23 protein-coding genes are annotated in these 22,730 nt (G+C 49.1%); 14 read left to right on the top strand and 9 right to left on the bottom strand.

The window, feature by feature from the left end; all coding sequences use genetic code 11:
• Together DW947_RS17125 and DW947_RS17120 are read left to right on the top strand one after the other, a co-directional pair.
• Positions 1-1,008, top strand: coding sequence for an aminodeoxychorismate synthase component I (locus DW947_RS17125; RefSeq protein WP_117963603.1), 1,008 nt, complete (start codon positions 1-3; stop codon positions 1,006-1,008).
• On the top strand, positions 992-1,603 hold the full coding sequence (locus DW947_RS17120; protein ID WP_005824168.1) for an aminotransferase class IV family protein: 612 nt from the start codon (positions 992-994) through the stop codon (positions 1,601-1,603). Before DW947_RS17125 ends, DW947_RS17120 begins: the two co-directional genes overlap by 17 nt.
• A 5-nt stretch (positions 1,604-1,608) precedes the next feature.
• Here the strand turns inward: DW947_RS17120 and DW947_RS17115 are convergent, their stop codons facing one another.
• On the bottom strand, positions 1,609-1,998 hold the full coding sequence (locus tag DW947_RS17115) for a DUF2721 domain-containing protein (RefSeq protein WP_005824170.1): 390 nt from the start codon (positions 1,996-1,998) through the stop codon (positions 1,609-1,611).
• Between the two features lie 177 nt (positions 1,999-2,175).
• Here DW947_RS17115 and DW947_RS17110 point away from each other — a divergent pair, with 177 nt between their 5' ends.
• From DW947_RS17110 to DW947_RS17090, 5 genes are all read left to right on the top strand, one after another.
• Positions 2,176-3,498 (top strand): 3-phosphoshikimate 1-carboxyvinyltransferase, encoded by a 1,323-nt coding sequence (locus DW947_RS17110; protein ID WP_117963602.1) that lies wholly within the window; start codon positions 2,176-2,178, stop codon positions 3,496-3,498.
• A gap of 254 nt (positions 3,499-3,752) precedes the next feature.
• Positions 3,753-4,181: a hypothetical protein gene (locus DW947_RS17105; protein WP_008665724.1), complete on the top strand. Its 429-nt coding sequence runs from the start codon at positions 3,753-3,755 to the stop codon at positions 4,179-4,181.
• 50 nt (positions 4,182-4,231) lie between these two features.
• The gene (locus DW947_RS17100; RefSeq protein WP_005824182.1) at positions 4,232-5,044 is read left to right on the top strand and encodes a metal ABC transporter permease; all 813 of its coding nucleotides are present in this window, start codon (positions 4,232-4,234) and stop codon (positions 5,042-5,044) included.
• A gap of 13 nt (positions 5,045-5,057) precedes the next feature.
• Positions 5,058-5,483, top strand: coding sequence for a tRNA (adenosine(37)-N6)-threonylcarbamoyltransferase complex ATPase subunit type 1 TsaE (gene tsaE, locus DW947_RS17095; protein ID WP_005824185.1), 426 nt, complete (start codon positions 5,058-5,060; stop codon positions 5,481-5,483).
• A gap of 47 nt (positions 5,484-5,530) precedes the next feature.
• Complete coding sequence (locus DW947_RS17090) at positions 5,531-5,749, top strand: immunity 17 family protein (protein WP_008665728.1); 219 nt, start codon at positions 5,531-5,533, stop codon at positions 5,747-5,749.
• Positions 5,750-5,810: 61 nt separating this feature from the next.
• Here the strand turns inward: DW947_RS17090 and DW947_RS17085 are convergent, their stop codons facing one another.
• From DW947_RS17085 to dnaE, 3 genes are all read right to left on the bottom strand, one after another.
• Positions 5,811-6,143: a hypothetical protein gene (locus DW947_RS17085; protein ID WP_005824189.1), complete on the bottom strand. Its 333-nt coding sequence runs from the start codon at positions 6,141-6,143 to the stop codon at positions 5,811-5,813.
• 118 nt (positions 6,144-6,261) lie between these two features.
• A complete protein-coding gene (gene trxA / locus DW947_RS17080; protein ID WP_005824191.1) occupies positions 6,262-6,576 on the bottom strand; it encodes a thioredoxin in 315 nt (104 codons plus the stop codon).
• Between the two features lie 166 nt (positions 6,577-6,742).
• Entirely contained in the window at positions 6,743-10,540 is a 3,798-nt protein-coding gene (gene dnaE / locus DW947_RS17070; RefSeq protein WP_009037192.1) for a DNA polymerase III subunit alpha, read from the bottom strand.
• Between the two features lie 170 nt (positions 10,541-10,710).
• Between dnaE and DW947_RS17065 the strand changes: the two genes are divergently transcribed.
• The 3 genes from DW947_RS17065 to DW947_RS17055 all read left to right on the top strand — a co-directional run bounded on the left by DW947_RS17065 (position 10,711) and on the right by DW947_RS17055 (position 12,485).
• A complete protein-coding gene (locus tag DW947_RS17065) occupies positions 10,711-11,397 on the top strand; it encodes a phosphatidylserine decarboxylase family protein (RefSeq protein ID WP_005835112.1) in 687 nt (228 codons plus the stop codon).
• Positions 11,398-11,410: 13 nt separating this feature from the next.
• Positions 11,411-12,118, top strand: coding sequence for a CDP-diacylglycerol--serine O-phosphatidyltransferase (gene pssA, locus DW947_RS17060; protein ID WP_005835110.1), 708 nt, complete (start codon positions 11,411-11,413; stop codon positions 12,116-12,118).
• A 67-nt stretch (positions 12,119-12,185) separates the two neighbouring features.
• Positions 12,186-12,485 carry a DUF4834 family protein gene (locus tag DW947_RS17055; protein ID WP_005824202.1) on the top strand — a complete coding sequence of 100 codons (300 nt, stop codon included), beginning with the start codon at positions 12,186-12,188 and terminating at the stop codon, positions 12,483-12,485.
• 24 nt (positions 12,486-12,509) lie between these two features.
• On the opposite strand, the gene DW947_RS17050 is transcribed toward DW947_RS17055, so the two are convergent.
• Positions 12,510-12,944 carry a nucleoside deaminase gene (locus DW947_RS17050; RefSeq protein ID WP_009037193.1) on the bottom strand — a complete coding sequence of 145 codons (435 nt, stop codon included), beginning with the start codon at positions 12,942-12,944 and terminating at the stop codon, positions 12,510-12,512.
• A 25-nt stretch (positions 12,945-12,969) separates the two neighbouring features.
• Positions 12,970-13,203: a hypothetical protein gene (locus DW947_RS17045; protein ID WP_005824205.1), complete on the bottom strand. Its 234-nt coding sequence runs from the start codon at positions 13,201-13,203 to the stop codon at positions 12,970-12,972.
• A gap of 180 nt (positions 13,204-13,383) precedes the next feature.
• On the opposite strand from DW947_RS17045, the gene DW947_RS17040 reads away from it, so the two are divergent.
• The 4 genes from DW947_RS17040 to DW947_RS17025 all read left to right on the top strand — a co-directional run bounded on the left by DW947_RS17040 (position 13,384) and on the right by DW947_RS17025 (position 16,734).
• Complete coding sequence (locus DW947_RS17040) at positions 13,384-15,186, top strand: S41 family peptidase (protein ID WP_008665734.1); 1,803 nt, start codon at positions 13,384-13,386, stop codon at positions 15,184-15,186.
• Positions 15,186-15,551 (top strand): YraN family protein, encoded by a 366-nt coding sequence (locus DW947_RS17035; protein WP_117681224.1) that lies wholly within the window; start codon positions 15,186-15,188, stop codon positions 15,549-15,551. The genes DW947_RS17040 and DW947_RS17035 overlap by 1 nt, the downstream gene beginning before the upstream one ends.
• A 69-nt stretch (positions 15,552-15,620) precedes the next feature.
• The gene (locus DW947_RS17030; RefSeq protein WP_005824210.1) at positions 15,621-15,977 is read left to right on the top strand and encodes an MmcQ/YjbR family DNA-binding protein; all 357 of its coding nucleotides are present in this window, start codon (positions 15,621-15,623) and stop codon (positions 15,975-15,977) included.
• A complete protein-coding gene (locus tag DW947_RS17025; RefSeq protein WP_005835105.1) occupies positions 15,961-16,734 on the top strand; it encodes a biotin--[acetyl-CoA-carboxylase] ligase in 774 nt (257 codons plus the stop codon). Before DW947_RS17030 ends, DW947_RS17025 begins: the two co-directional genes overlap by 17 nt.
• 121 nt (positions 16,735-16,855) lie before the next feature.
• Here the strand turns inward: DW947_RS17025 and DW947_RS17020 are convergent, their stop codons facing one another.
• The 3 genes from DW947_RS17020 to DW947_RS17010 form a co-directional block, all read right to left on the bottom strand.
• Entirely contained in the window at positions 16,856-19,297 is a 2,442-nt protein-coding gene (locus tag DW947_RS17020) for a sugar-binding domain-containing protein (RefSeq protein WP_117963601.1), read from the bottom strand.
• Positions 19,298-19,333: 36 nt separating this feature from the next.
• Positions 19,334-20,941: a glycoside hydrolase gene (locus DW947_RS17015; protein ID WP_117963600.1), complete on the bottom strand. Its 1,608-nt coding sequence runs from the start codon at positions 20,939-20,941 to the stop codon at positions 19,334-19,336.
• Between the two features lie 118 nt (positions 20,942-21,059).
• Positions 21,060-22,721, bottom strand: a complete 1,662-nt coding sequence (locus DW947_RS17010; protein ID WP_117887484.1) for a RagB/SusD family nutrient uptake outer membrane protein — start codon at positions 22,719-22,721, stop codon at positions 21,060-21,062.
• Positions 22,722-22,730: the final 9 nt, after the last annotated feature.

Genomic DNA, 22,730 nt, shown 5'->3' with positions numbered 1-22,730 from the left:
ATGAAGACGTACAGCCGGACAGAAGCCATCGCCCGCATGAACGCACTGGCCGGAGCCAATGTGCCCTTCCTCTTCATCGTAGACTACGCGCAAGAGCAGTCGCACATTGAGCCCCTCGACCGGATAGACCCCGCCACCTGCCTTTTCCAATTCCCGAAGGCAGGCAACACGGAGACAGCTGCAACAGCCCTTGCCAGAAGCACAGCCGCCCGATGCGCCGGCCCTATCCAGTGGGACATCACTCCCCCTTCCCCCGCCGCATACAGACATTCGTTCGACCTCGTGAAGCAAAACCTGCTGGCAGGCAACAGCTACCTGACGAACCTCACTTGCCGGGTACCCGTCACCACCAATCTGACACTGGAAGAAATATTCCTCCACTCCGAAGCCTTGTACAAGCTGTGGCTGAAAGACCGGTTCGTCTGCTTCTCCCCCGAAATCTTTGTCCGTATAGAGAAGGGCAAGATAAAGTCCTTCCCCATGAAAGGCACCATCGACGCCACCCTGCCCGATGCGGAACAGCTCTTGATGCAGGACACCAAAGAGGCAGCCGAGCACGCCACCATCGTCGACCTGATACGCAACGACCTCAGCATGGTTTCGGAACACGTCGAAGTGACCTCCTACCGATATATAGACCGCCTGCAAACCAATAAGGGCCCCATCCTCCAGACCAGCTCCGAGATATGCGGCACCCTGCCCGAAGACTACACCGCACACCTGGGCGACATCATCTTCTGCCTGCTTCCTGCCGGCTCCATCACCGGCGCCCCCAAGCCCAAAACCGTAGAAATCATCGCCCAGGCCGAAGACTACCGCCGGGGCTTCTACACCGGCATCATGGGGCATTATGCCGACGGACAGCTGGACAGCGCTGTCATGATACGCTTCATCGAGCAGGAAAACGGCCAGCTCCACTTCAAGGCAGGAGGCGGCATCACCGCCAAAAGCCGGTGGGAAAGCGAATACAACGAAGTAATACAGAAAATATATGTGCCTATTTATTGAGACCATACGCATCGACCACGGAAGGGTCTGCAACCTTTCCCGCCACAACCGAAGGCTGAACGATACCCGCGCCCACTTCTGGCCGGAAAGCACACCGCTGCAACTGTCCGATTATCTGTCGTCTCCCGGCTGTGGAGCAGGCATCACCGGGGCGGGCATCGTCAAGGCACGCGTAGTGTATGGTGAAAAAGGTATTGAAGACCTCAGCTACTCCCCCTACGCCGTGCGGCACGTGCATTCGCTGGCACTGATGCAGGCCGATACCATCGACTACACCTACAAAAGCGCCGGACGCGAACCGCTGAACTGCCTCTTTGCCCTGCGCGGCGCATGCGACGACATTCTGATTGTGAAACAAGGCCTGCTGACAGACACCTCCATCGCCAACATCGCCCTTTCCGACGGTACCCACTGGTACACGCCGGCACATCCCCTGCTGAAAGGGACCAAACGGGCAGCCTTGCTGGAAGAAGGAATCTTGCAGGAAAAAGATATCAGACCGGAAGACTTGCCTTCATTCTCTACTGTCAGGCTGTTCAATGCCATGATTGACTGGGGAGAACTGGAACTCCCCGTACGGAACATCATCCCGTAGAGCCTCTACTCGTGCATATCGTTGAGATGTATCTCCAAAGACTTCACCGATATATATATTTCGTACACCGATATGGCCAGCGAAATAATCAGCAATATCAGCGCCAAACCGAAGATATAGGCCGAAAGCAGATGGAGACGGATATAGACAAAGAACATGCTGACCACGCACAGCAGCAGGCTGCCGATGCCCGCCACCTGCATGGCACGCGTCAGGTAGAGCCGCTTCCTCAGGTTGGCAATCTGCGCCGCCTTCACCGAAGACGGGTTCTCCATGTACTGTTCCTTCAAGGTGCGCACCAGTTGGGCATAGGACAAGAAACGGTTGGTATAGGCCAGCATAATCAGCGATATGGCCGAAAACAGCAAGGCGGGGGTGGTTAAATCTATTTCCATAAGAATGATGCTTAATTATATCTATCCGTCCCGATAGCAGGACTTACCTCCGCAAAGATAAACGAAAGATTGAAACCACAGAAACAAGTTTCCTTTTTTCCATTTCCCAAAGATTTATCCTACTTTTGCAGTGACAATAAAAAAACTCCTTACCACCGTAACTTAACAAATACGACCATGCGATATACCATTTCTGCCCCTATCGCCCTGCATGCCGCCATACAACTCCCGGCATCCAAAAGCATCAGCAACCGCGCCCTCATCCTCCACTCCCTTGCCCATGGCAATATCCTGCCCCGCAATCTGAGCGATTGTGACGACACCATGGTGATGACCCGCGCCCTCGACGGAAATCCCGGACATATAGATATCCTTGCCGCCGGCACCGCCATGCGTTTCCTCACCGCCTACCTCAGTGTAACTCCGGGCACCCGCATCATCACCGGTACACAACGCATGCAGCAACGCCCCATCCGCATACTGGTAGACGCCTTGCGCGAACTCGGTGCTCAGATTGAATACGTCGGGAACGAAGGTTTCCCCCCACTACGCATCACCGGCACAGCATTGAAAGGCGAAGAAATATCCCTTGCCGGAAATGTAAGTTCCCAATATATATCCGCCCTGCTGATGATTGGCGCCGTACTCCCCCAAGGATTACGCCTGCACCTAACGGGCGACATCATCTCCCGCCCTTACATCAACCTGACCCTGCAACTGATGCGCGACTTCGGTGCCCAAGCCGACTGGGCCTCCAAAGATTGTATCACCGTCAGCCCCGGCGGATACACAGATACTCCTTTCACCGTGGAAAGCGATTGGAGCGCCGCCTCTTACTGGTATCAGATGATGGCAATAGAAGGAATTAAAAATGAAAAAATAAAAATGAAAGGGGGAGACAGAAGTAGCGCGAAAGAAAGTGAAGACAGCACGAAGGAAGAAGCGCACACGGCAGAAATCGGACTGCTCGGTCTCTTCGCCCACAGCTATCAAGGCGACAGCCGCGGCGCGGAAGTCTTTGCCCGCCTCGGCGTCCATACCGAATATACAGACCGGGGAGTAAAACTGATCCGTAAGGGTACTCCCGCCACCCGTCTCGACGAAGACATGGTGGACATCCCGGACCTGGCGCAGACCTTTGTCGTCACCTGCTGCCTGATGGACATCCCTTTCCGCTTCACCGGACTGCAAAGCCTTAAAATAAAGGAGACCGACCGTATCACCGCCCTCATTACGGAACTGCGCAAACTGGGTTACGTCGTGCGCTCCGAGCAAGACAGCATCTTGTTGTGGGATGGCGAACGCTGCCCGGCAGACGCTGACCCCGTCATCGCCACCTACGAAGACCACCGTATGGCCATGGCATTTGCCCCCGCCTGCCTTGTACTGCCCCAAATACGGATAAATGAACCACAGGTCGTTACCAAATCTTACCCTGCTTACTGGGAAGACTTGCAAAAGGCGGGATTTAAAGTCTGCCAAGATGCAATGCAATCTTAGAATAAAGCTTTTATTCTTAGAAATACAGCCTTTATTCTTAAGAATATAACCTTTATTCTTAGGAATAAAGGATACATTCTAAGATTAGGATGCATCCAAAGTAGTTTTATACTGCGTTCCAGGCAAGTAATGCCTGCGTCGGGTGGAAGTAATCTGCCTACCTGCAATCTGACTCATTATTTTGTCGTGTACAAAACAATGTGTATCTTTGTCCGTTCTATTAATGGAACATGTTTTTCAAGAAAAGGAAGCCCATGTGGATATTGATTATTAGCCTGATTGTCCTTGCCCTCGTGGCAGCCACAGCCGGAATTATACGCAACCGGAAACTGCAGAAGAAGATAGACCGCGGCGAACTGGACGCCATGCCCGAAGTGCAGGAAGTGAATTCCGAATGCTGCGGACAGCATGAAATCTGCGAACGTGACAGCTTACTGGCAGCCGTCAGCAAACAAATTGAATATTACGATGACGAGGAACTGGACAAATACATCGGCACCGCTCCCGATGCCTATACTCCCGAGCAGGAAGACGAGTTCCGCGACGTGTTCTACACCATGCAAGACACGGACGTAGCCGGATGGGTACGCAGCCTGCAACTGCGTGGCATAGCCTTGCCGGACAACATCAAGGATGAAGTGTTCCTCATCATCGGCGAACGCCGTCTCACCCCCCATTCCTAACACTCCACATCCAACTTTTAATTTTTAATTCTTAATTTTTAATTGAATAAATGGAGCTACTGCAATACACTTTTTTCCAACATGCCCTCATCGGCAGTCTGCTGGCAAGCATTGCTTGCGGGCTGATAGGCACGTACATCGTTACCCGGAGACTAGTGTTCATCAGCGGCGGATTGACGCATGCATCTTTTGGCGGTATCGGTCTGGGATTGTATACCGGCATTTCCCCCATTCTGTCGGCAGCCTTGTTTGCAGTCTTGTCCGCTTTCGGTGTAGAGTGGCTCAGCAAACGGAAGGATATGCGGGAAGACTCTGCCATTGCCGTATTCTGGACATTGGGCATGGCACTGGGCATCATGTTCACTTTCCTCTCGCCGGGATTCGCCCCCGACTTGTCCGCCTATCTCTTCGGCAACATTCTCACGATTACCTGGAGCGACATCGCTCTATTGGGAGGGCTCGCCGTCCTGCTGATACTGTTTTTCGCGCTGTATCTCCATCCCATCATCTACGTGGCTTTCGACCGGGAGTTTGCTCGCTCGCAAGGTATTCCGGTGCAGGTATTCGAATATGTACTGATGATGTTCATTGCGCTGACCATCGTGGCATGCCTGCGCATGGTGGGCATCGTGCTGGTTATTTCACTGCTCACCGTTCCGCAGATGACCGCCAACTTGTTCTCGCACCGGTTCCACCGCATCATCTGGCTTTCCATCGGCATCGGTTACCTCAGTTGCCTGGGCGGGCTGATGATTTCTTTCTACTTGAATGTCCCCTCGGGTGCATCCATTATATTCTTTTCCATCATTATCTATGCCATTTGCAAGACGGGAAAAAGTTTTTGGCTATATTTGCAACGCTAAATCAAAAGACACAATGGAAATCAAAATTCAGTCATTAGACCAGATTCACGAAGCCGCCCGCCAGTTCATCGCTGAAATGGGTGACAATACCGTCTTCGCCCTCTATGGAAAAATGGGGGCGGGCAAGACGACTTTCATCAAAGCCGTTTGCGAGGAATTGGGCGTTTCCGACGTCATCACCTCCCCTACCTTCGCCATTGTTAACGAATACCGTTCCGACACTGCCGGCGAACTGATTTACCATTTTGACTTCTACCGCATCAAGAAGCTGGAAGAAGTGTATGACATGGGGTACGAAGATTACTTCTACAGCGGCGCCCTCTGCTTCATAGAATGGCCGGAGCTGGTAGAGGAGCTTCTGCCGGGTAATACCATCAAAGTGACCATTGAGGAAATAGAGAACGGAGAGCGGAAAGTCACCCTGGAAGACTTTGAATAACCCCTCCCCCCTCTTTTTAATTTTTAATTTATAATTTTTAGTTCTCCATGAGCCAATACATCGTTCAAGGGATTTTTGCCGTCGCAGGCATCATCGCCTTGCTGGCAGCCATATTGGACTGGAACTGGTTCTTTACTGCCCGAAACACCCAGTTTATCGTACAAAATGTAGGGCGGCGACAAGCCCGCCTGTTCTACGGCGTATTGGGTGTCATCCTCATCGGCACGTCCATCTTCTTTTTTCTGAATACGCCACCGGCTACATAAAAACAAAAAATCGCGGATGAAGCCATGCTCATCCGCGATTTTCCTATACTTTTGATACAGACTATTCTTCGTCCAAAGATTCCGTATATTCCATCTCACCTTGTACGATGAAAAGGATTTCTTCCGGATCATAGTCACCCATCTCATCCTTATGGGCTTCCTTGACAATATAGTCCACGATTTTCCCCAAATCAATCTCGATGTACCCATCCGCATCCGGCTGCGCATCAAGGATGCCGCTCTCGGAATAGTACTCGTCAATCAAATCGAGAAAATAATAGAACTCGTCGTCAGAGAACTTCTCTTTCAACTCCTGCGGCAAATAATTCTTGATGTACTCGATGGTCTTTTCATCATCGACATCATTCTGCAAAAAATCGTCTTCCATTCCCATACTTACTATTGCTTAAAGGGTTAATGTTATTGACTATTTGACGATTTACGATTTACTATTTGGCTGCGCTATGATGCCGAAAGGGTAAATCGTAAATAGTAAATCGTCAAATAGTACCTTATAATATCGCTTCTATCTTGGCCACGTAAGCAGATTTCGGAGCAGAACCTACTTGCTTGTCCACCAGCTCTCCATTCTTGAAGAACAAGACTGTAGGGATGTTGCGTATACCATATTCGGCAGCCACGTCGCCGTTCTCATCCACGTCACATTTGCCAATGATTACCTTTCCTTCATATTCAGTAGCCAATTCATCGATGATTGGTCCCACCATCTTACAAGGGCCGCACCAAGGTGCCCAGAAATCCATAACTACCGGTTTTCCCTCTGCCAGGATTTCTTGAAAATTGCTGTCTGTAATTTCTAAAGCCATTTCTTTTAATATTAAATGTCAACTATAATTATTAATTTACTGTCAATTGCGTTTTATCAACCTTCGCTTTCGAAGCAAAGATAGTGCAAACCGAATGCAAAACAAAATGAACTAGTTCATTTTTTATGCTGAGATGCAGCCTATCTTCGTTTTCCAACAAAGATAACTAATTAATCCTGAACTCAAGATCCGAACGCTCTTTTAAATAAGTAATCAGTTCACGCCCCACGGAAAGCTTCACGGGACGGGAAATCAAATCGACCGTCATCTTGCTATCCTCATCTCTGACTTTGAAATAAAGCTCCGTACTGCCCGGACGTTCCTTGGTCAGTTCCGCCAGTTCAGTTATCAAAGCCTTGTTCAGCACACTCAGCGGAATGAGAATGGTTATCTTCTCAATCAGTTTCTCCTTGACGTCAGGCAACAGTTCCATGGAGGTTATCTTCAGCTCCAACTCATCCTGCCGCCATTGCTTGGGCTGGCAACGGGCTTTGATGAACAAGAAGGTACGTTCACCCAGATACCCCTGATAGGTCACCCAATCATTTCCGAAGAAAGGAAGCTCTGCCGAACCGGAATAGTCTTCAATCTTGGCTATGCCGTAAGGATTTCCATTTTTGCTGATACCGCGACGCACGGCGGTCACGATGCCACCCATTGTTATTTCGCGTCCCACAAGTGCCGTCTTATCTTCCAGCTCTGCCATGTGAGTGTTGCAAACATGCTCCAGAACTACGGAATACTCATCCAACGGGTGTGCGGACAGATAGATACCTACCAAATCGCGCTCCCGGTTCAAACGGTCGAGGTCGCTCCAACGTTCCGCTACCGGTATTTCCGGAGTGGCGATATCCACCACATTCTCACCGCCGAACAAGGAGTTTGCAGCCGCAGCCTGGTCGGCCTGGTAACGGTTACCATACCGCACCAAGGTTTCGAGGAAGACCTCGTTCTTGGAATTTACGGCAAAATACTGCTCTCGCTTCAGCTCCGGGAAGCTGTCGAACCCGCCCGCCAAAGCAAGACATTCCAGATTCTTCTTGTTGCAGGCTGTCAGATTGACACGCTGCACAAAATCAAATATACCCTTGAAAGGACCATTCTTCTCGCGTTCCTCCATGATGCTCTGCACAGCACCCTCGCCTACCCCTTTCACCGCGCCAAGACCAAAACGGATATTGCCTTCCTTGTTCACGGTGAACTTCAGGTTACTTTCATTCACATCCGGCCCCAATGTATTGATGCCCATTGCCTTGCATTCGTCCATCAGTTTGGTTATATCGGTAATATTCGCCAAACTTCGGCTCATGACCGCCGCCATGTATTCGGCCGGATAGTTGGCCTTGAGGAAAGCCGTCTGATAGGCCACCCACGAATAGCAAGTGGCATGTGACTTGTTGAAGGCATAGGATGCAAACTTTTCCCAGTCGGCCCAGATTTTCTCAAGCACTTTCGGGTCGTGGCCGTTCTTTTGTCCGCCCGAAATGAATTTCGGCTTCATGTGGTCCAGCTTGTCACGCAGTTTCTTACCCATCGCCTTACGCAAGGCATCGGACTCACCACGGGTGAAGTCCGCCAGCAAACGCGACAGAAGCATGACCTGCTCCTGGTAGACCGTAATACCGTAGGTATCCTTCAGATACTTCTCCATGATGGGGATGTCATACTCGATGGGCTTGCGTCCCCACTTACGGTCGATGAAGTCGGGGATATAATCCATAGGTCCCGGACGGTAGAGGGCGTTCATGGCAATCAAGTCCTCGAAAGTGCTCGGTTGCAACTCACGCAGATATTTCTGCATACCGGCCGATTCAAACTGGAACGTACCGATGGTGCGGCCGTCGCAATAGAGTTTATAGGTAGCAGGGTCGGAAATGGATATCTTGTCGATGTCGAGTTCCAAGCCGCGGTGCAGACGTACATTGGCAACGGCTTCCTTAATGATGGACAAGGTTTTCAGTCCGAGGAAGTCCATCTTGATAAGTCCCGTATCTTCGATGACGGAACCTTCGTATTGGGTTACGAGCATCTTCTCGCCCGTCTCCTTATCATCCGCCGTGCTGACGGGTACCCAATCCGTGATGTCGTCACGGCAAATAATAGTACCGCAGGCATGCACACCCGTACCGCGTACATTACCTTCCAGCATCTTGGCATATTTCATCGTATCGCGCACCAGCGGATCGGGCGAAGCCTCCGCAGCCTGCAATTCGGGTACGTACGCGATAGCATTCGGCAGGTTGAGTTTTTTGTCGGGAATCTTATCCGGCACGAGCTTGCACAGACGATCCGATTCGCTCAAAGGCAGTTTCTGTACGCGCGCCACGTCCTTGATAGCCATCTTGGTCGCCATCGTGCCGTATGTAATGATGTGCGCCACCTTCTCTTGCCCGTACTTCTCCGTCACCCAGCGGAGCACTTCTCCACGCCCGTCATCATCGAAGTCCACATCGATATCAGGCAAAGAGATACGGTCGGGATTCAAGAAACGCTCGAACAGAAGGTCGTATTGAATCGGGTCTATTTTCGTGATGCCCAGGCAATAGGCCACCGCCGAGCCGGCAGCCGAACCACGTCCCGGTCCTACCGAAACGCCCAGCTGTGTGCGGGCGGCATTGATAAAGTCCTGCACAATCAAGAAGTATCCCGGGAAACCCATCGTCTTCATGATGTACAGCTCAAAGACCAGACGCTCCTTCACCTCGTCGGACAAGGGATCACCGTACAGCTTTTTAGCACCGTCGAATGCCAACTTTGCCAGATAGTCGGCTTCCAGCTTGATACGGTACAGTTTGTCGTAGCCCCCCAGACGCTTTATCTTGGCATTGGCGGCATCCTCATCCAGCACCACCTTGCCGTTTTCATCCTGGGTAAACTCATCAAATAAGTCCTTTTCGGTATATTTCTGCCGATAGCCCTCTTCCGTTCCGAAATCTTCCGGAATAGCAAACGTAGGCATAATAGGAGCGTGGTCGATGGAATAATATTCCACCTTGTCCAAAATCTCCAAGGTATTGGACAAGGCTTCGGGAACATCCTCAAACAAGGCGTTCATCTCAGCCTTTGTCTTCATCCATTCCTGCTTGGTATAAAGCATTCGGGTAGGGTCATCCAGATCTTTACCCGTGCTCAGACAAATCAGGCGGTCGTGCGCTTCCGCATTCTCTTCATCCACAAAGTGGACGTCATTAGAGCAGATAACCTTAATGTCATATTTCCGGGCAAGCTCCAGCAACTTGGCATTCGCCTTCTGCTGAAGCGGATAGGCTTCGTGGTTGGCACGGGGAACAGTGGCTTTATGGCGCTGAAGCTCCAGATAGTAATCATCGCCAAACAGATTCTTATACCAGCGTACAGCTTCTTCTGCCTCTTCCAGCTGGTCATTGATAATCTTCTTAGGAACCTCGCCACCGATACAAGCCGAGCAGACAATCAGCCCCTCATGGTACTTTTCCAGTTCACTGCGGTCTGTACGCGGACGCATATAGTATCCCCTTGTCCAGGCATGCGATACAAGTTTTATCAGATTGTGATACCCCTTCTCATTCTTTGCCAGCACAATCAGGTGATAGCCACTCTGGTCCGGCTTCCCCTCCTTCTTATCCATGGTTCGGCGGGCCACATACATTTCACAGCCTACAATCGGCTTGAACAGCTTGCTTTCCGCTTCTGCCATCTTGGCACGACAATCGGCAATCTCCGCTTCCTTGTCTTCACACTCTATCTCACCGCTTTCAATACCGGCAATCCTTTTCTTGAGGTCCTTTATCTCCCCCTTTGGCCCGCTGTTCTTCTTGTTGACATAGTTGGTGAACTCCTTGATACCGAACATATTTCCATGGTCGGTCACGGCAATGCCTTTCATACCATCCTTCATGGCCTTGTCAACCAGCCTGCTGACACTTGCCTGACCATCCAGAAGAGAGTATTGGGTATGGACATGTAAATGAACAAAATCTTGCATATATATCCTTTCTATTGAGAGCCTAAAATTACAACCTCTATCACAGCTAACAAAAATATTTCCCAAAAAGTTATCAACATGCACATTTCTCTCTCCAAATCCTTGTTAGATTTTCAAAATAAGCCTATTTTTGCAGATAATTTCTATCTAAATTAGCAAATACGATATACATGGGTCGATTAAAAAGATTAAAAAAGATACGCATACACCGTGAAGGAACACATACATTGGCAGGCAGCCTGGTTCTGATTCTGGCTGTCAACACTGCCCTTTACTTCGGATTGGAATGCAAAGTTCCTTTTTACGTAGTAGCGGTCATCAGCCTCATAGTATATGGCATACTCGTGAACTTCTTCCGCTGCCCCATCCGTTTGTTCGGACAAGAAACGGAGAAAGTCGTGGTAGCTCCTGCCGACGGTAAAATCGTAGTGGTGGAAGAAGTGGAGGAAAACGAATACTTCCACGACCGCCGTATCATGGTATCTATATTCATGAGTCTGGTCAATGTACACGCCAACTGGTATCCGGTAGACGGCACGGTAAAGAAGGTATGGCACCAAAACGGAAAGTTCATGAAAGCGTGGCTGCCCAAAGCCAGCACCGACAACGAGCGTTCCACCGTAGTAATAGAAACTCCGGAAGGCGTGGAGATTATGGCACGACAGATAGCCGGAGCCATGGCGCGCCGCATCGTGACCTATGCCGAACCGGGCGAGGAATGCTATATTGACGAACATATGGGTTTCATCAAATTCGGCTCCCGCGTGGATGTCTTTCTACCGTTGGGCACCGAAGTATTCGTTAAACTAGGACAACTGACTACCGGCAATCAGACTGTGATAGCCAAACTTAAATAATAAAAGAACAACAATGGCAAACTGCATTACCCGCCATATTCCAAATACTCTGACCTGCCTGAACCTATTCTCCGGGTGTATTGCTTGTGTCATGGCATTCGAAGCCAGATATGAATGGGCACTCGCTTTCATTATCTTCAGTGCCGTATTCGATTTCTTCGATGGCATGATGGCACGTGCACTGGACGCACACTCCATTATCGGCAAGGATTTGGATTCTCTGGCAGATGATGTCAGTTTCGGAGTGGCCCCTTCCCTGATTGTATTTTCCTTGTTCAAGGAAATGGACTATTCGGGCGCAATGGAAAGCTTGGCCGGCGTTTTCCCCTATCTCGCATTTCTTTTGTCCGTATTCTCTGCACTGCGGCTTGCCAAGTTCAACAACGATACCCGCCAGACGAGCTCTTTCGTAGGACTTCCCGTCCCGGCAAACGCCTTGTTCTGGGCTTCATTGGTGACGGGCGCTCACGACTGGCTGGTGAGCAGCAATTTCCATCCGGTTTATCTGTTGCTGCTGGTCTGCCTTTTCTCATGGCTGCTTGTATCGGAGATTCCAATGTTCTCACTCAAATTCAAGAATCTGTCATGGAAAGACAATAAAACAAGCTTCATTTTCCTGCTTGTCTGCATTCCGTTCCTCATCTTCTTGGGAATCTGCAGCTTTTCTGCAATCATCGTCTGGTATATACTGCTTTCGCTTATTACAAGGAAAAGTAAATAAACAAATCTTTGGCACGGTTGTTGTATTGAAGTTCGCAGAAAACGAACACATAAAAAGACATTAGCCCATGTTTCATATTTTAGGATTTTTATTCATCATCATAATTGCCATTCTGCTCATTGGCCTCAGCATTATCGGTACTGTCATCCGGAACATATTCGGATTGGGCGGACGCCGTACTTCCTCCAACTCCGGTCCCTACCAAAAAGGAAATGGTAATTACCAGCCGGGAGGGTATTCCTACAATGATAATAGACAATCGTCTGAGGAGGCACAAACTGAAGAAGGTGAAATACGCCCCCGCCACAAGAAACTGTTCTCCAAAGACGAGGGAGAGTATGTGGATTTTGAAGAAATCAAAGAGTAGAGATTAGGGATAAAGGATTAGAGATTATTTGCGCTTGGCGGCAAAGAACTCTTTCATCAGGGCGGCACATTCATCTGCCAGAATTCCTTTTACTACTTGTGTTTTGGGATGCAATGCCTGCGAGGCATAGCGCTGATACCCTCTTTTCTCATCTTCAGCACCAAACACCAGACGTCCCATCTGCGCCCAGGCAATGGCACCAGCACACATCACGCAGGGTTCCACTGTGACATAGAGAGTACATTCATTCAGATATTTGCCGCCAAGAGTTGCAGCGGCAGCGGTAATGGCTTGCATCTCGGCATGGGCGGTGACATCCGTCAAAGTCTCCGTCAAATTATGGGCACGAGCTATGATACGGTCCTTGCACACCACAACTGCACCTACGGGAACTTCTCCCCGTTCACCGGCCTTATGGGCTTCCAAAAGCGCCTGCTTCATATAATAGCTATCGTCCAACGCCACCCCCTTTAATTTTTAATTTTCACCTCCTCATGTCGTGCTCACCGAACAAAGTAGGATAATCCTCTTCCATATTCTTATGGATAAACATGAGAATAGTCTCCCGCAGCCAACGCGACTTGTTCGTTATCTTGTATTTCTCCAGATAACGGTCCACAATCCGCTGCTCTTCCTCGCTCATCAGGCATACCATGCGCTGCTCGCGTTTCGGTTCTTCGGGCGTTGCTTTCGCACACGTTTTATCTCTCTTTCTCATATTTCCTGCAAAATTACTTTTACTTCTGTAAAAACAAAACGAACCTACGTAATTTTTATATCGGAAACACTTAAATAGCACTGAAATATTTTTTTGACCGGTAAACTTAAAGTATTTCTTAAAAACATTTTAATTTAGTAATTAAAAACGTATTTTTGGAGAGTTCTAAATTTAAAAGGTATGAAACATGTAAATTATCTTAGTTTCTTTCTACTCACATTGTTCAGTATAAGTTTTATCTCATGTAGTGACGATGACGATAATAAACTTAATACCGGCATAACCAATCAGAGTTGGACAGAGGGAAAATCCCTGGAGATCAGCCAGGATAATGAGTTGTCTGTAAGCTTCAATGCTGCAGCCAAATGGGTAGCTTCCGTCACCTCAGGAGCGGATTGGTGCAAACTGAATACGACCTCGGGTACAAAAGGACAAAGCACCTTGAAATTATCTGTAAGTACAAGTTCCACCACCGACCGGACAGCCAGAATTTCCATTAATATAGACGGCTATTCTCCTGCAAGTTTTGAAGTTACACAAAAGGGGACCAGTGTTCCCCAAACCACTGAAGATATGGAGATTAACGCAAAAGTTGATGAATATCTGAGGGAAATGTATCTCTGGAACGATGAATACAAAACGTTGAATCTTGACCATAACAAAGGCTATGAAGACTTCTTCTATGATGCATTGGGAAGTATGACTACCAATACATTGGATAAAAAAACATATGTCGGTAGCGACGGCAAGACATATTATAATCTTTTCTCTTATATCCAGCTATTGCCCAATATTAGTTCAACCCGTACCACCAAAATTGTAAACAAGGAACTGGCATATAGTTTCGGTATCACCGGTATAACCCCCATAAGCATTGGCACACAAGCAGAAAATACCATTTATTTCTGCCTCCAAGGTGTATATCCCGATTCACCGGCCTCCGAAGCTGGACTCAAACGAGGAGCAATGATAAGCCTGATAAATGGAAAGAAGATAAATAATAACAATATTAATAACTTCTATTACGACATATTGTCACCAGATGCAACTATCAACTATACTTTGACAGAAGATGTCGTAGAAGGAGGCACCATTACCGGGCAAAAGGAATACACCATAACTTCCAAAGCCACATACAACAACCCCGTCATCTTCAGTAATGTCAAGGAAGATATAGAAGGACATAGAATCGGTTACCTCGTTTATTCTGGGTTCGAGGCAGGCTTTGACCAAGAATTATTCAATGTTTTCAAAGATTTTAAAAACAAGAACGTCACAGATTTGATTCTGGACTTGCGGTACAATGGTGGTGGGCATACCATGTCGGCTAATCTGATAGCAACTTGTATTGCCGGTACTGCCTCTCAAGGTAAAGTATTCAGCAGTTTACGATACAATGATGAAAGAATGGCAAAACTCAATAACAAACGGGAAGATGAATTATTTGCATACTCCAGTTATCCCAACTTGGGTACTTCCTTATCAGCCGGAAGCCTCAACCTTCCCCGCGTCTACTGCCTTGTCGGAAATGGAACGGCCTCTGCCAGTGAACTCGTCATTAATTCCTTAGAAGGAATAGATTTGGACGTAATACTTATAGGTGAAAAGACCACTGGTAAGAACGTAGGTATGGAATATGAGGAGTACACTGTCCGGAATAACACATATCGTGTTGTTCCTATCACCTTCCAAAGCTATAACGCCAAAGGATTCGGGGAGTATGAAAAAGGATTTGAACCCGATATATTGATGGATGAAACCAATCCTTATAACGAACAAGGTGTATTCTATATTCATAAAGATTATGGAAACAATGAAGAACCTCTGTATGCCAAGGCCATTGAACTGATTACCGGTACAAATCCAGCCCCCCAAACGCGCAGTGCAGTGGTCAATACATTGGATGGTAAAACTTATAAGTTGCCCGCTATCTTCCGTCCTGGACACGACGGTATGCTGATGCCTGCCAGACACGCAGAATAATGAGTGCACACAATATTCTTGGAAAAGCCGGTGAAGACGCCGCTGCCAAATACTTGGAACAGAACGGTTACACCATACGTGACCGTAACTGGCGAAAGAATCACCTTGAGCTGGATATTGTAGCCGACAAAGATAAGGAACTGATTATTGTGGAAGTGAAAACCCGTAGCAATACGGATTACATTGAGCCGCAGGATGCCGTGAACTGGCAGAAAATACGACGTATTGTCGTAGCGGCCGATGCCTATATCAAGCACTTCTGCTTGGATGCACCCGTCCGCTTCGACATCATAACGGCTGTAGGCGAACCGGGTGCATTCAAGATAGAGCATCTCAAAGAAGCCTTCTATCCGCCGATGTTCTGAGAGTTGAAAATTGACAAGCAAGAGTTATTTCAATCGTAAATTGTAAACCGTAAAACCGTAAATACCATCATGGACATCGAAACCGCCCGCGAATATTGCCTCAGCAAAAAAGCCGTCACGGAATGCTTTCCGTTTGACGAATACTCGCTCGTGATGAAAGTCATGAATAAAATGTTTGCACTTATCGACCTGGAAAGCGCCAACAAGATTTGTCTGAAATGCGACCCCGAATATGCACTCGAACTGCGGGAGCACTATGTTGCCATCGAAGGTGCCTATCACTTCAACAAAAAGTACTGGAACCAGGTGTTCCTTGACGGTGACGTCGACGACAAACTGTTGAAGCAACTGATAGACCACTCCGTGGAAGAAGTATTGAAGAAGTTCACCAAAAAAATGCGTACCGAATATGAAGCCCTGCCCTGACACATTCCCGTTCCCACTGGTGGCATTGGACGAGACGGCATCGACCAACCAATACCTCAGCCAGCTTTGCAACCAATTGCAAGAATCCGTTGCCGAACTAACAACCGTGACTGCCGAGTTCCAAACTGCCGGTAAAGGCCAGCGCGGCAATACCTGGGAAGCTGAAGAAGGCAAGAACCTGCTTTTCAGCTTTGTACTCTACCCTTCTTTTCTGGAAGCCCGCCGGCAGTTCATCCTTTCACAAATCGTTTCCCTCGCCATTAAGGAAGAGCTGAGCAGATGGTCTGATGAAATCACCATCAAATGGCCGAACGACATTTATTGGAAAGACAAGAAAATCTGCGGCATACTGATAGAGAACGACCTTTCCGGACATCATATCAGGCGCAGCATTGCCGGAATCGGTATCAACATCAACCAGGAAGTCTTCAACAGTGATGCTCCCAACCCCGTCTCACTGAAACAAATCACCGGAAAGGAGCACGACCGTTATGAAATCCTTGCCCATATCCTAAGACGTGTACAAATCTACTACAACAGCCTCCAAATGGAGGACTTCGCCGTCTACTCCGACGAGATATCCACACGGTATGCCCGCTCCCTTTTCCGTCGCCGGGGATTGCACCCTTATGAAGATGCCAACGGCAAGTTCCTTGCCCGGTTGCTGCGTGTAGAGCAAGACGGACGGTTCGTGCTGGAGGATGAAGGAGGAAGTGAACGGGAATATCTGTTCAAGGAAGTGCAATACATTCTGTAAGAAATGCACAACCCGTGCCATCGCATTGGCAAAGTTGTGCCACCATACTGGCACAGCCTTGCCATCGTACTGGCACGACTGTGCCAATACGATGGCACAAACATAAGTCCATAGTAGTGTACTACTGCCCTACTTCAAACTTTACTTCAGTTCCTTTCAGAAGGGGGGAAGCAAACTTTACTTTAACCGGTCCCTCTCCTCCGGTAGTCTGTATATAGGCCAGCAAACGCCCGTGGTATACGCGGTGACGGTTATCGGTATAATCACTCATGTCACTGTTGTCAGAGCCTTCGAGCCCAAGCAGACGCGCCGCTCCTTCAACTGTACACGTAATTTCATTGTCGCCAAGTTTCACAACAGTACCTTCTTCGTCAACCACCTCTACGGTTATGTGCGCAGTGGCGCGGTCGCCGAACAAAATAGTGCGATCCGCCGTGGCACGGATGGCATAAGGACGTCCAGATGTCCGGATGGAATAGCTCGACAAAGCATTTCCTTCCTTATCGCAGCCCTCAGCACGAAGCTCACCAGCCCGGAAAGGAATATCCCAGTAGATGATGCCGGTCTTTTCATCATAAGGTTTCATCTCGCCTACCACCCTGCCGTTGAGCAGCAAACGCGCCTGCGGAGCATTGGTATAACACACCACACGTATGTTCTGCCCCTCGTCATAGTTCCAGATGTCCCATGCATCAGGCGAAAGGAATACATGCTCGGGATGCTTGGGATTGACATATACCGGATATGTTCCTGCATACGTGACCGGATTCTCGCACCACAACGAAGCCCGGAAATGTCCGCGTGGCTTGGGGAAACTTCCGAAATCGAGCAAACCCGTGTACAAACCGCGGGACGGCCATCTGCCCGATTCACCCAGATAATCCGTACCGGTCCAGATGAACTGCCCGAAGATGAAATCCTTGTCGCGGACGGCATACCAGGCATCAAGCCCCGAACCCGTCTCGCTTCCATAGATAATGCGGTCCGGATAAGTGGCATGGTCTTGGTCGTAGCGGTTTTCCGTATAGTTATACCCCACCACATCCACAGCATCGGGATACTCCGTCTCGTTCGACATCACGACACCCGCCAAAGCTCCGGTCACGGGACGGGAAGTGTCCACGGCACGTACACAGGCAGCCAGACGCTTTGCTATGGTTCCGATGCGCATGGCATCGGGAGCATCCGGCTTATAGCCCCCGAACATAGGCTGATTGATTTTAGCTCCATCAAGAACGGGATGCGAATAAGGGTCGTTCGGATAATCCACTTCATTGCCGATACTCCACAAGAAAATACAGGTATGATTGCGGTCACGACGTACCATATCGGTTACGTCCCGTTCTATCCACTCCTCGAAGAAGTCGAAAGTACCGTCATAACTCGGAGTACCCACATTCCAGCCTTGTACCCATTTGCGTTTCGGAAACTCCCATTCGTCAGAGACTTCATCCATTACAAGAAATCCCAGGCGGTCACACAGTTCATAAAGAACGGGGGCTTGTGGGTTATGGCTCATGCGGATGGCATTTACGCCAATCCCTTTCAAGTTATTCAGGCGGCGTTCCCATACCTCCGGCGGCACTACTGCACCCAGCACTCCTGCATCATGATGCAGGCATACACCTTTTACCTTCATCCAGTTGCCGTTGAGGGCAAAACCTTTGTTGGCATCAAATTCCAGCGTACGCAGTCCCACTTTGGTCTCACTGCCGTCAATGCGTTTGCCATTGGCAAGCAATTCGGTTTTCAATGTATACAGATACGGATTATCCAGATTCCAACGATGGGGTTTGGACACTTTCAAGTCAAGACTTTGCTTGGCAATGCCCTCTTTTCCATCGGCAACACGCACACGGCGTTGTGCCACCTTCTTTCCGGCAGTATCGTACAGTGAAGCCTTCAGTTCCAGTTTGTCGGAAGTTGCCTTGTGCTTCTCCACCTCTACATCGACCGCAACGACGGCTTGCTTGTCTGTCAGCGAAGCGGCATGCCAGCCCACACCCCATTGCGCAATATGTGTATCGGGAGCAGCCACCAGCCATACATCGCGATAGATGCCCGACCCCGTATACCAACGTGAATCGGCATAACGGCTATGGTCTACACGGACAGCCAGCATATTGTCGCCTTCCTTCAGGTAAGGGGTCATGTCGTAAAGAAACGATACATAGCCGTTGGGGCGCCTGCCAAGCAGATGCCCGTTCAGGTAAACCTCGCTCCGGTTATATACCCCTTCGAAATAGATATAATGACGTGTTGCGTTGTCTTCAACCCTGAAGTGTTTGCGATACCAGCCTATCCCACCCGGCAGGTACCCGGTGCAACTGGCCTGTGTGGGCGACAATTGCCCCTCTATGGACCAATCGTGTGGCAAAGAAAGCTTCCGCCATTCGCTGTCGTCATAGTCAGTCCGGACAATAGCCGAGTCGTCCGTCAGCCGGAACAGCCATCCGTCATTGAATTTTGCGGCATCGCCAAATACCACCTGCGCCTTTATCGGAGCAACGACCAGCATTGCCAGCAAAAAGATAAGAGCAGTCCTGTTATTCTTAAAATACATTTTCATATAGATTTTCTTTGAAGTTAAACTAATTCCTTACTTCAGGCTATACACCACGGTTGTCACACTCTTGGCTTCCAGAATCACCTGCTTGCCTGCCGCCACCGTTCCTTCCACCAGATTCTTGCTACCGGTAGTTGTATAAGTAGCTATTGACTTCGCTTCATTGCTCCATCCCACATGCGTTTCACCTAAGCGAACCGCCTTATCAGACATGTTTGTATAGACGGCCACTACCTTATCCCCCTCGGGAGAAAGCCAGGCGGAACCGAAAAAAGTACGCGATTCGTTCAAGTCGAGGGCAATACGGCGGTATCCCGGACGGATAAAGCGGCTGTAATTGCCCAGTACCCAAAGAGTGGCAGTAGCCTGATAGCTTCCCTCCTGCTCTATATCACCATACTCGCCACCGGCAGGTACCAGCGAAATCAAGAGAAAACGGTTCTTATGCCCCCAACGGGAAACATCCATCGATGTCCAGTAACTCCAGGAAGACACTCCAGCCACAGTGAGGTCATTGTGGATGACCTTCGACATGTAGAAAGCGATATCCATCTCAGAAGCCTGCTCGTAGCCCACGAATTCGGAACTGCTGTAATTATCGCCCAGCATACTCCATTCACTCTGCCAAACATCCAGATTATACTGACCGGCAGCCTGGGCCACTTGCTTGCGCACGTTGCGCATACCGTCCCATGTGCCGTCAGTCCAATAGCTGTGTCCGCAAATGAGATTCTTCACGTGTGCCAAGTCACCCACGTAGGCGGAAGAGCCGGGTGTAAAGAAAGCTGAGAATACATTACTGCGGTTGGCATCGCCTTTCACTTTATACAGATACTCCCAATCACCGGATTCGCCCAAGAGAATGTCTGTGGAAAGCCCCCGGTCATCCAACGACATATCCAACTCGCGTGCCAGTGCAGCCACTTCGTCATTGGTCCAGCCACTGCCCTCCTGTCCGCTGTCCCAGTTGTACTGCGGCTCGTTGACGGGCGAGATATGGCTTATGTGATAGCCTTCAGCGGTATAACGGGCCGCTACATCGGCCATATATCCTGCAAAGTCACCATAATGTTCCGGTTTCAGATTAGAAAGTCCCCCTCTGGCGGAAAATCCTTTTCCATTATAGGTGTACTGCACAGGAGGTGTATTGCTGAAAAGAACGAAATTGTTACATCCCAGCTCCTTGGCACGGTCCATGAAGTAACGTTGTCCCTCGCAACGGGTCCAGTCGTACGTCAAGTCATCCGTAAGATAGGATTCCGCACGACGGGATTTATCCTCGATGCCGCTGGCTTCACCTTGCGCGGCACTGCCGCCACCAAGATTCACCCGCCATTGGGAAAGGCCGATTCCTTTCGGCTTGCCGCCCACAATCTCTGAAGAAAAAAGCAGTTCCGTAATCCCCGCACGGTGCGAAGTCCATGACTTGCCCACAAAGGCAGGCGACCAACAGTCCGAAGCGCCAAAGCCGGCTATTGTCTGGAAAGTCTGTCCGGCATCGATGCTCACCAGTTTCTCTACGCTGTTTGTAATGTCCGGACCCTCAGGAGTGTCTGGAGTATCCGGCGTAACGGGAGAATCGTCGCTGCAAGCCATTGCAGCAAGCAGTGCCGGAAGAATAAAAATGTGTCTCAAATTCATGATATTATTTTGGATTAAAAAACTGCCGCGGATAATCCATTGCAAACTATCCGCGACAGAATATAAAGACCTATTGAATAATCAGTTCCTGCAACAATCTGTTTTCATCAGAATGTGTTTAATTCCAACCCGGGTTCTGGGTAATGGAACCGTTGGACATCGTGATTTCGTACAAAGGAATGGGGAACACCATGTCGCGGTTTTCATTGAAAGTGATGCCTTTGTCACTTGCTTCACCTTGATTTTCCCACTCAAGAGCGTCACGGGTAGCCTCTTCAGTGTTCCACCTCACAAAGGAACCGTTCGGTCCCAGGATATTGCTAATCATCTTTTTACCATTTGTATCAGTCCAGCGGCGGATATCATACAGACGGTTCTGCTCGAAAGCCAATTCCAAACGGCGCTCCAGGCGAATGGCACTTTGCAATGCCTTTCCACTTGCCGTAACGTCATCCAACTTGGCCCGTCTGCGCACCTGATTGAGAGCATCGCGGGCAGAAGCGTCATCACCCAGTTCATTGCAAGCCTCAGCATACATTAAAAGGACATCGGCATAACGCAGAATGCGGTGATTCAAAGGACTCTTGTCCGTGGCGTAAGCCGTTGCATCGCCTTGAGCACGATATTTCATCGGCAGGAAATACTTGCGGATGATACGCGCAGACTTATGGTCAGCGGGATTGATAATATAGCAATTGGGGTCCCAACCATATTTATCAAGATATTCCTGATACTTATTCAACGCTTTGCTTGCGTCAATGAAATCCTCGAATTGGTCTTCGCCGGCAATTTCCGTACAGCCCGACTTGATTATTGTCCATTTCAAACGTTCCGTATCACCGGCCTCAATATAAGCTTGCTCCAAATTTGCCGTAGGCTGACACCAGCTCCAACCATCACCAGGACCATTACGGGCACCGGTTACCGTAGCAAGCGCCCCTCCTAAGCCCAAAGTGGGATGATATTCATACTGGATTTCCAGAAGGCTCTCCGCACTGTTGTCATAGTCGACATTCCATACCTGCCCGAAATCGGGAAGCAATTGGTATTCGCCTTCATCTATCACAGTCTTCAACACATCATGGGCAGCCTGCCATTTCTCCTGATAGAGGTACACTTTACCCAATAATCCTAAAGCGGCGCCACGGGTAGCATGCCCTACTTGCGCAGTACTGCGTTGCGGCAGTATTTCGGCAGCTGCCATCAGGTCATCCTCTATGAATTTGTACACGGCTTCTGCCGTAGCACGTTCTGTTCCCTCCACTTCTTCCGGCATTTGGAAACTGGTCATCAAGGGCACCCCGCCAAAATTTCTCACCAGTTCGAAGTAATAGTAGCCACGCAGGAAACGGGCTTCTGCCACCAGACGGTCTCTGGTTTCTGTCTCTTGGGTTTCGAGAGCCGCAATGCGATCTATGGCTATGTTACAACGTAAAATACCTTTGTAACGGTACTGCCAAAAATTGGAGATAGGGCCATTGCTGGCACCGTTTCCCTGATAATGCGCCAATGAGATATAATCACTCTGAGACTGAGAGGTATTCCCCATCCAGGCATCATCTCCACACATTTCGGAAAGTAACCACACGGTGTTGATTTGCCACCATCCTCCATATGTCATGGCCTGATAACAGCTCGTGACTGCGGATTCACACTCTTCTATGGACTTATAATAAGTGTCCACGTTCAATTGCCCGCGTACGTCTTCCGTCAGGAAGTCCTCGCAAGAGGTAAACACCAGCGAAGCAATCAGAACTACTATTGTAAATATTCGTTTCATGGATAATCA

Origin of the sequence: Bacteroides sp. AM44-19, from assembly GCF_003603395.1 — a bacterium.
In the GTDB taxonomy this organism is placed as follows: domain Bacteria; phylum Bacteroidota; class Bacteroidia; order Bacteroidales; family Bacteroidaceae; genus Bacteroides; species Bacteroides uniformis.
The sequence above is the reverse complement of the archived record's forward strand: the minus strand, read 5'-3'. Positions and strand labels throughout refer to the sequence as shown.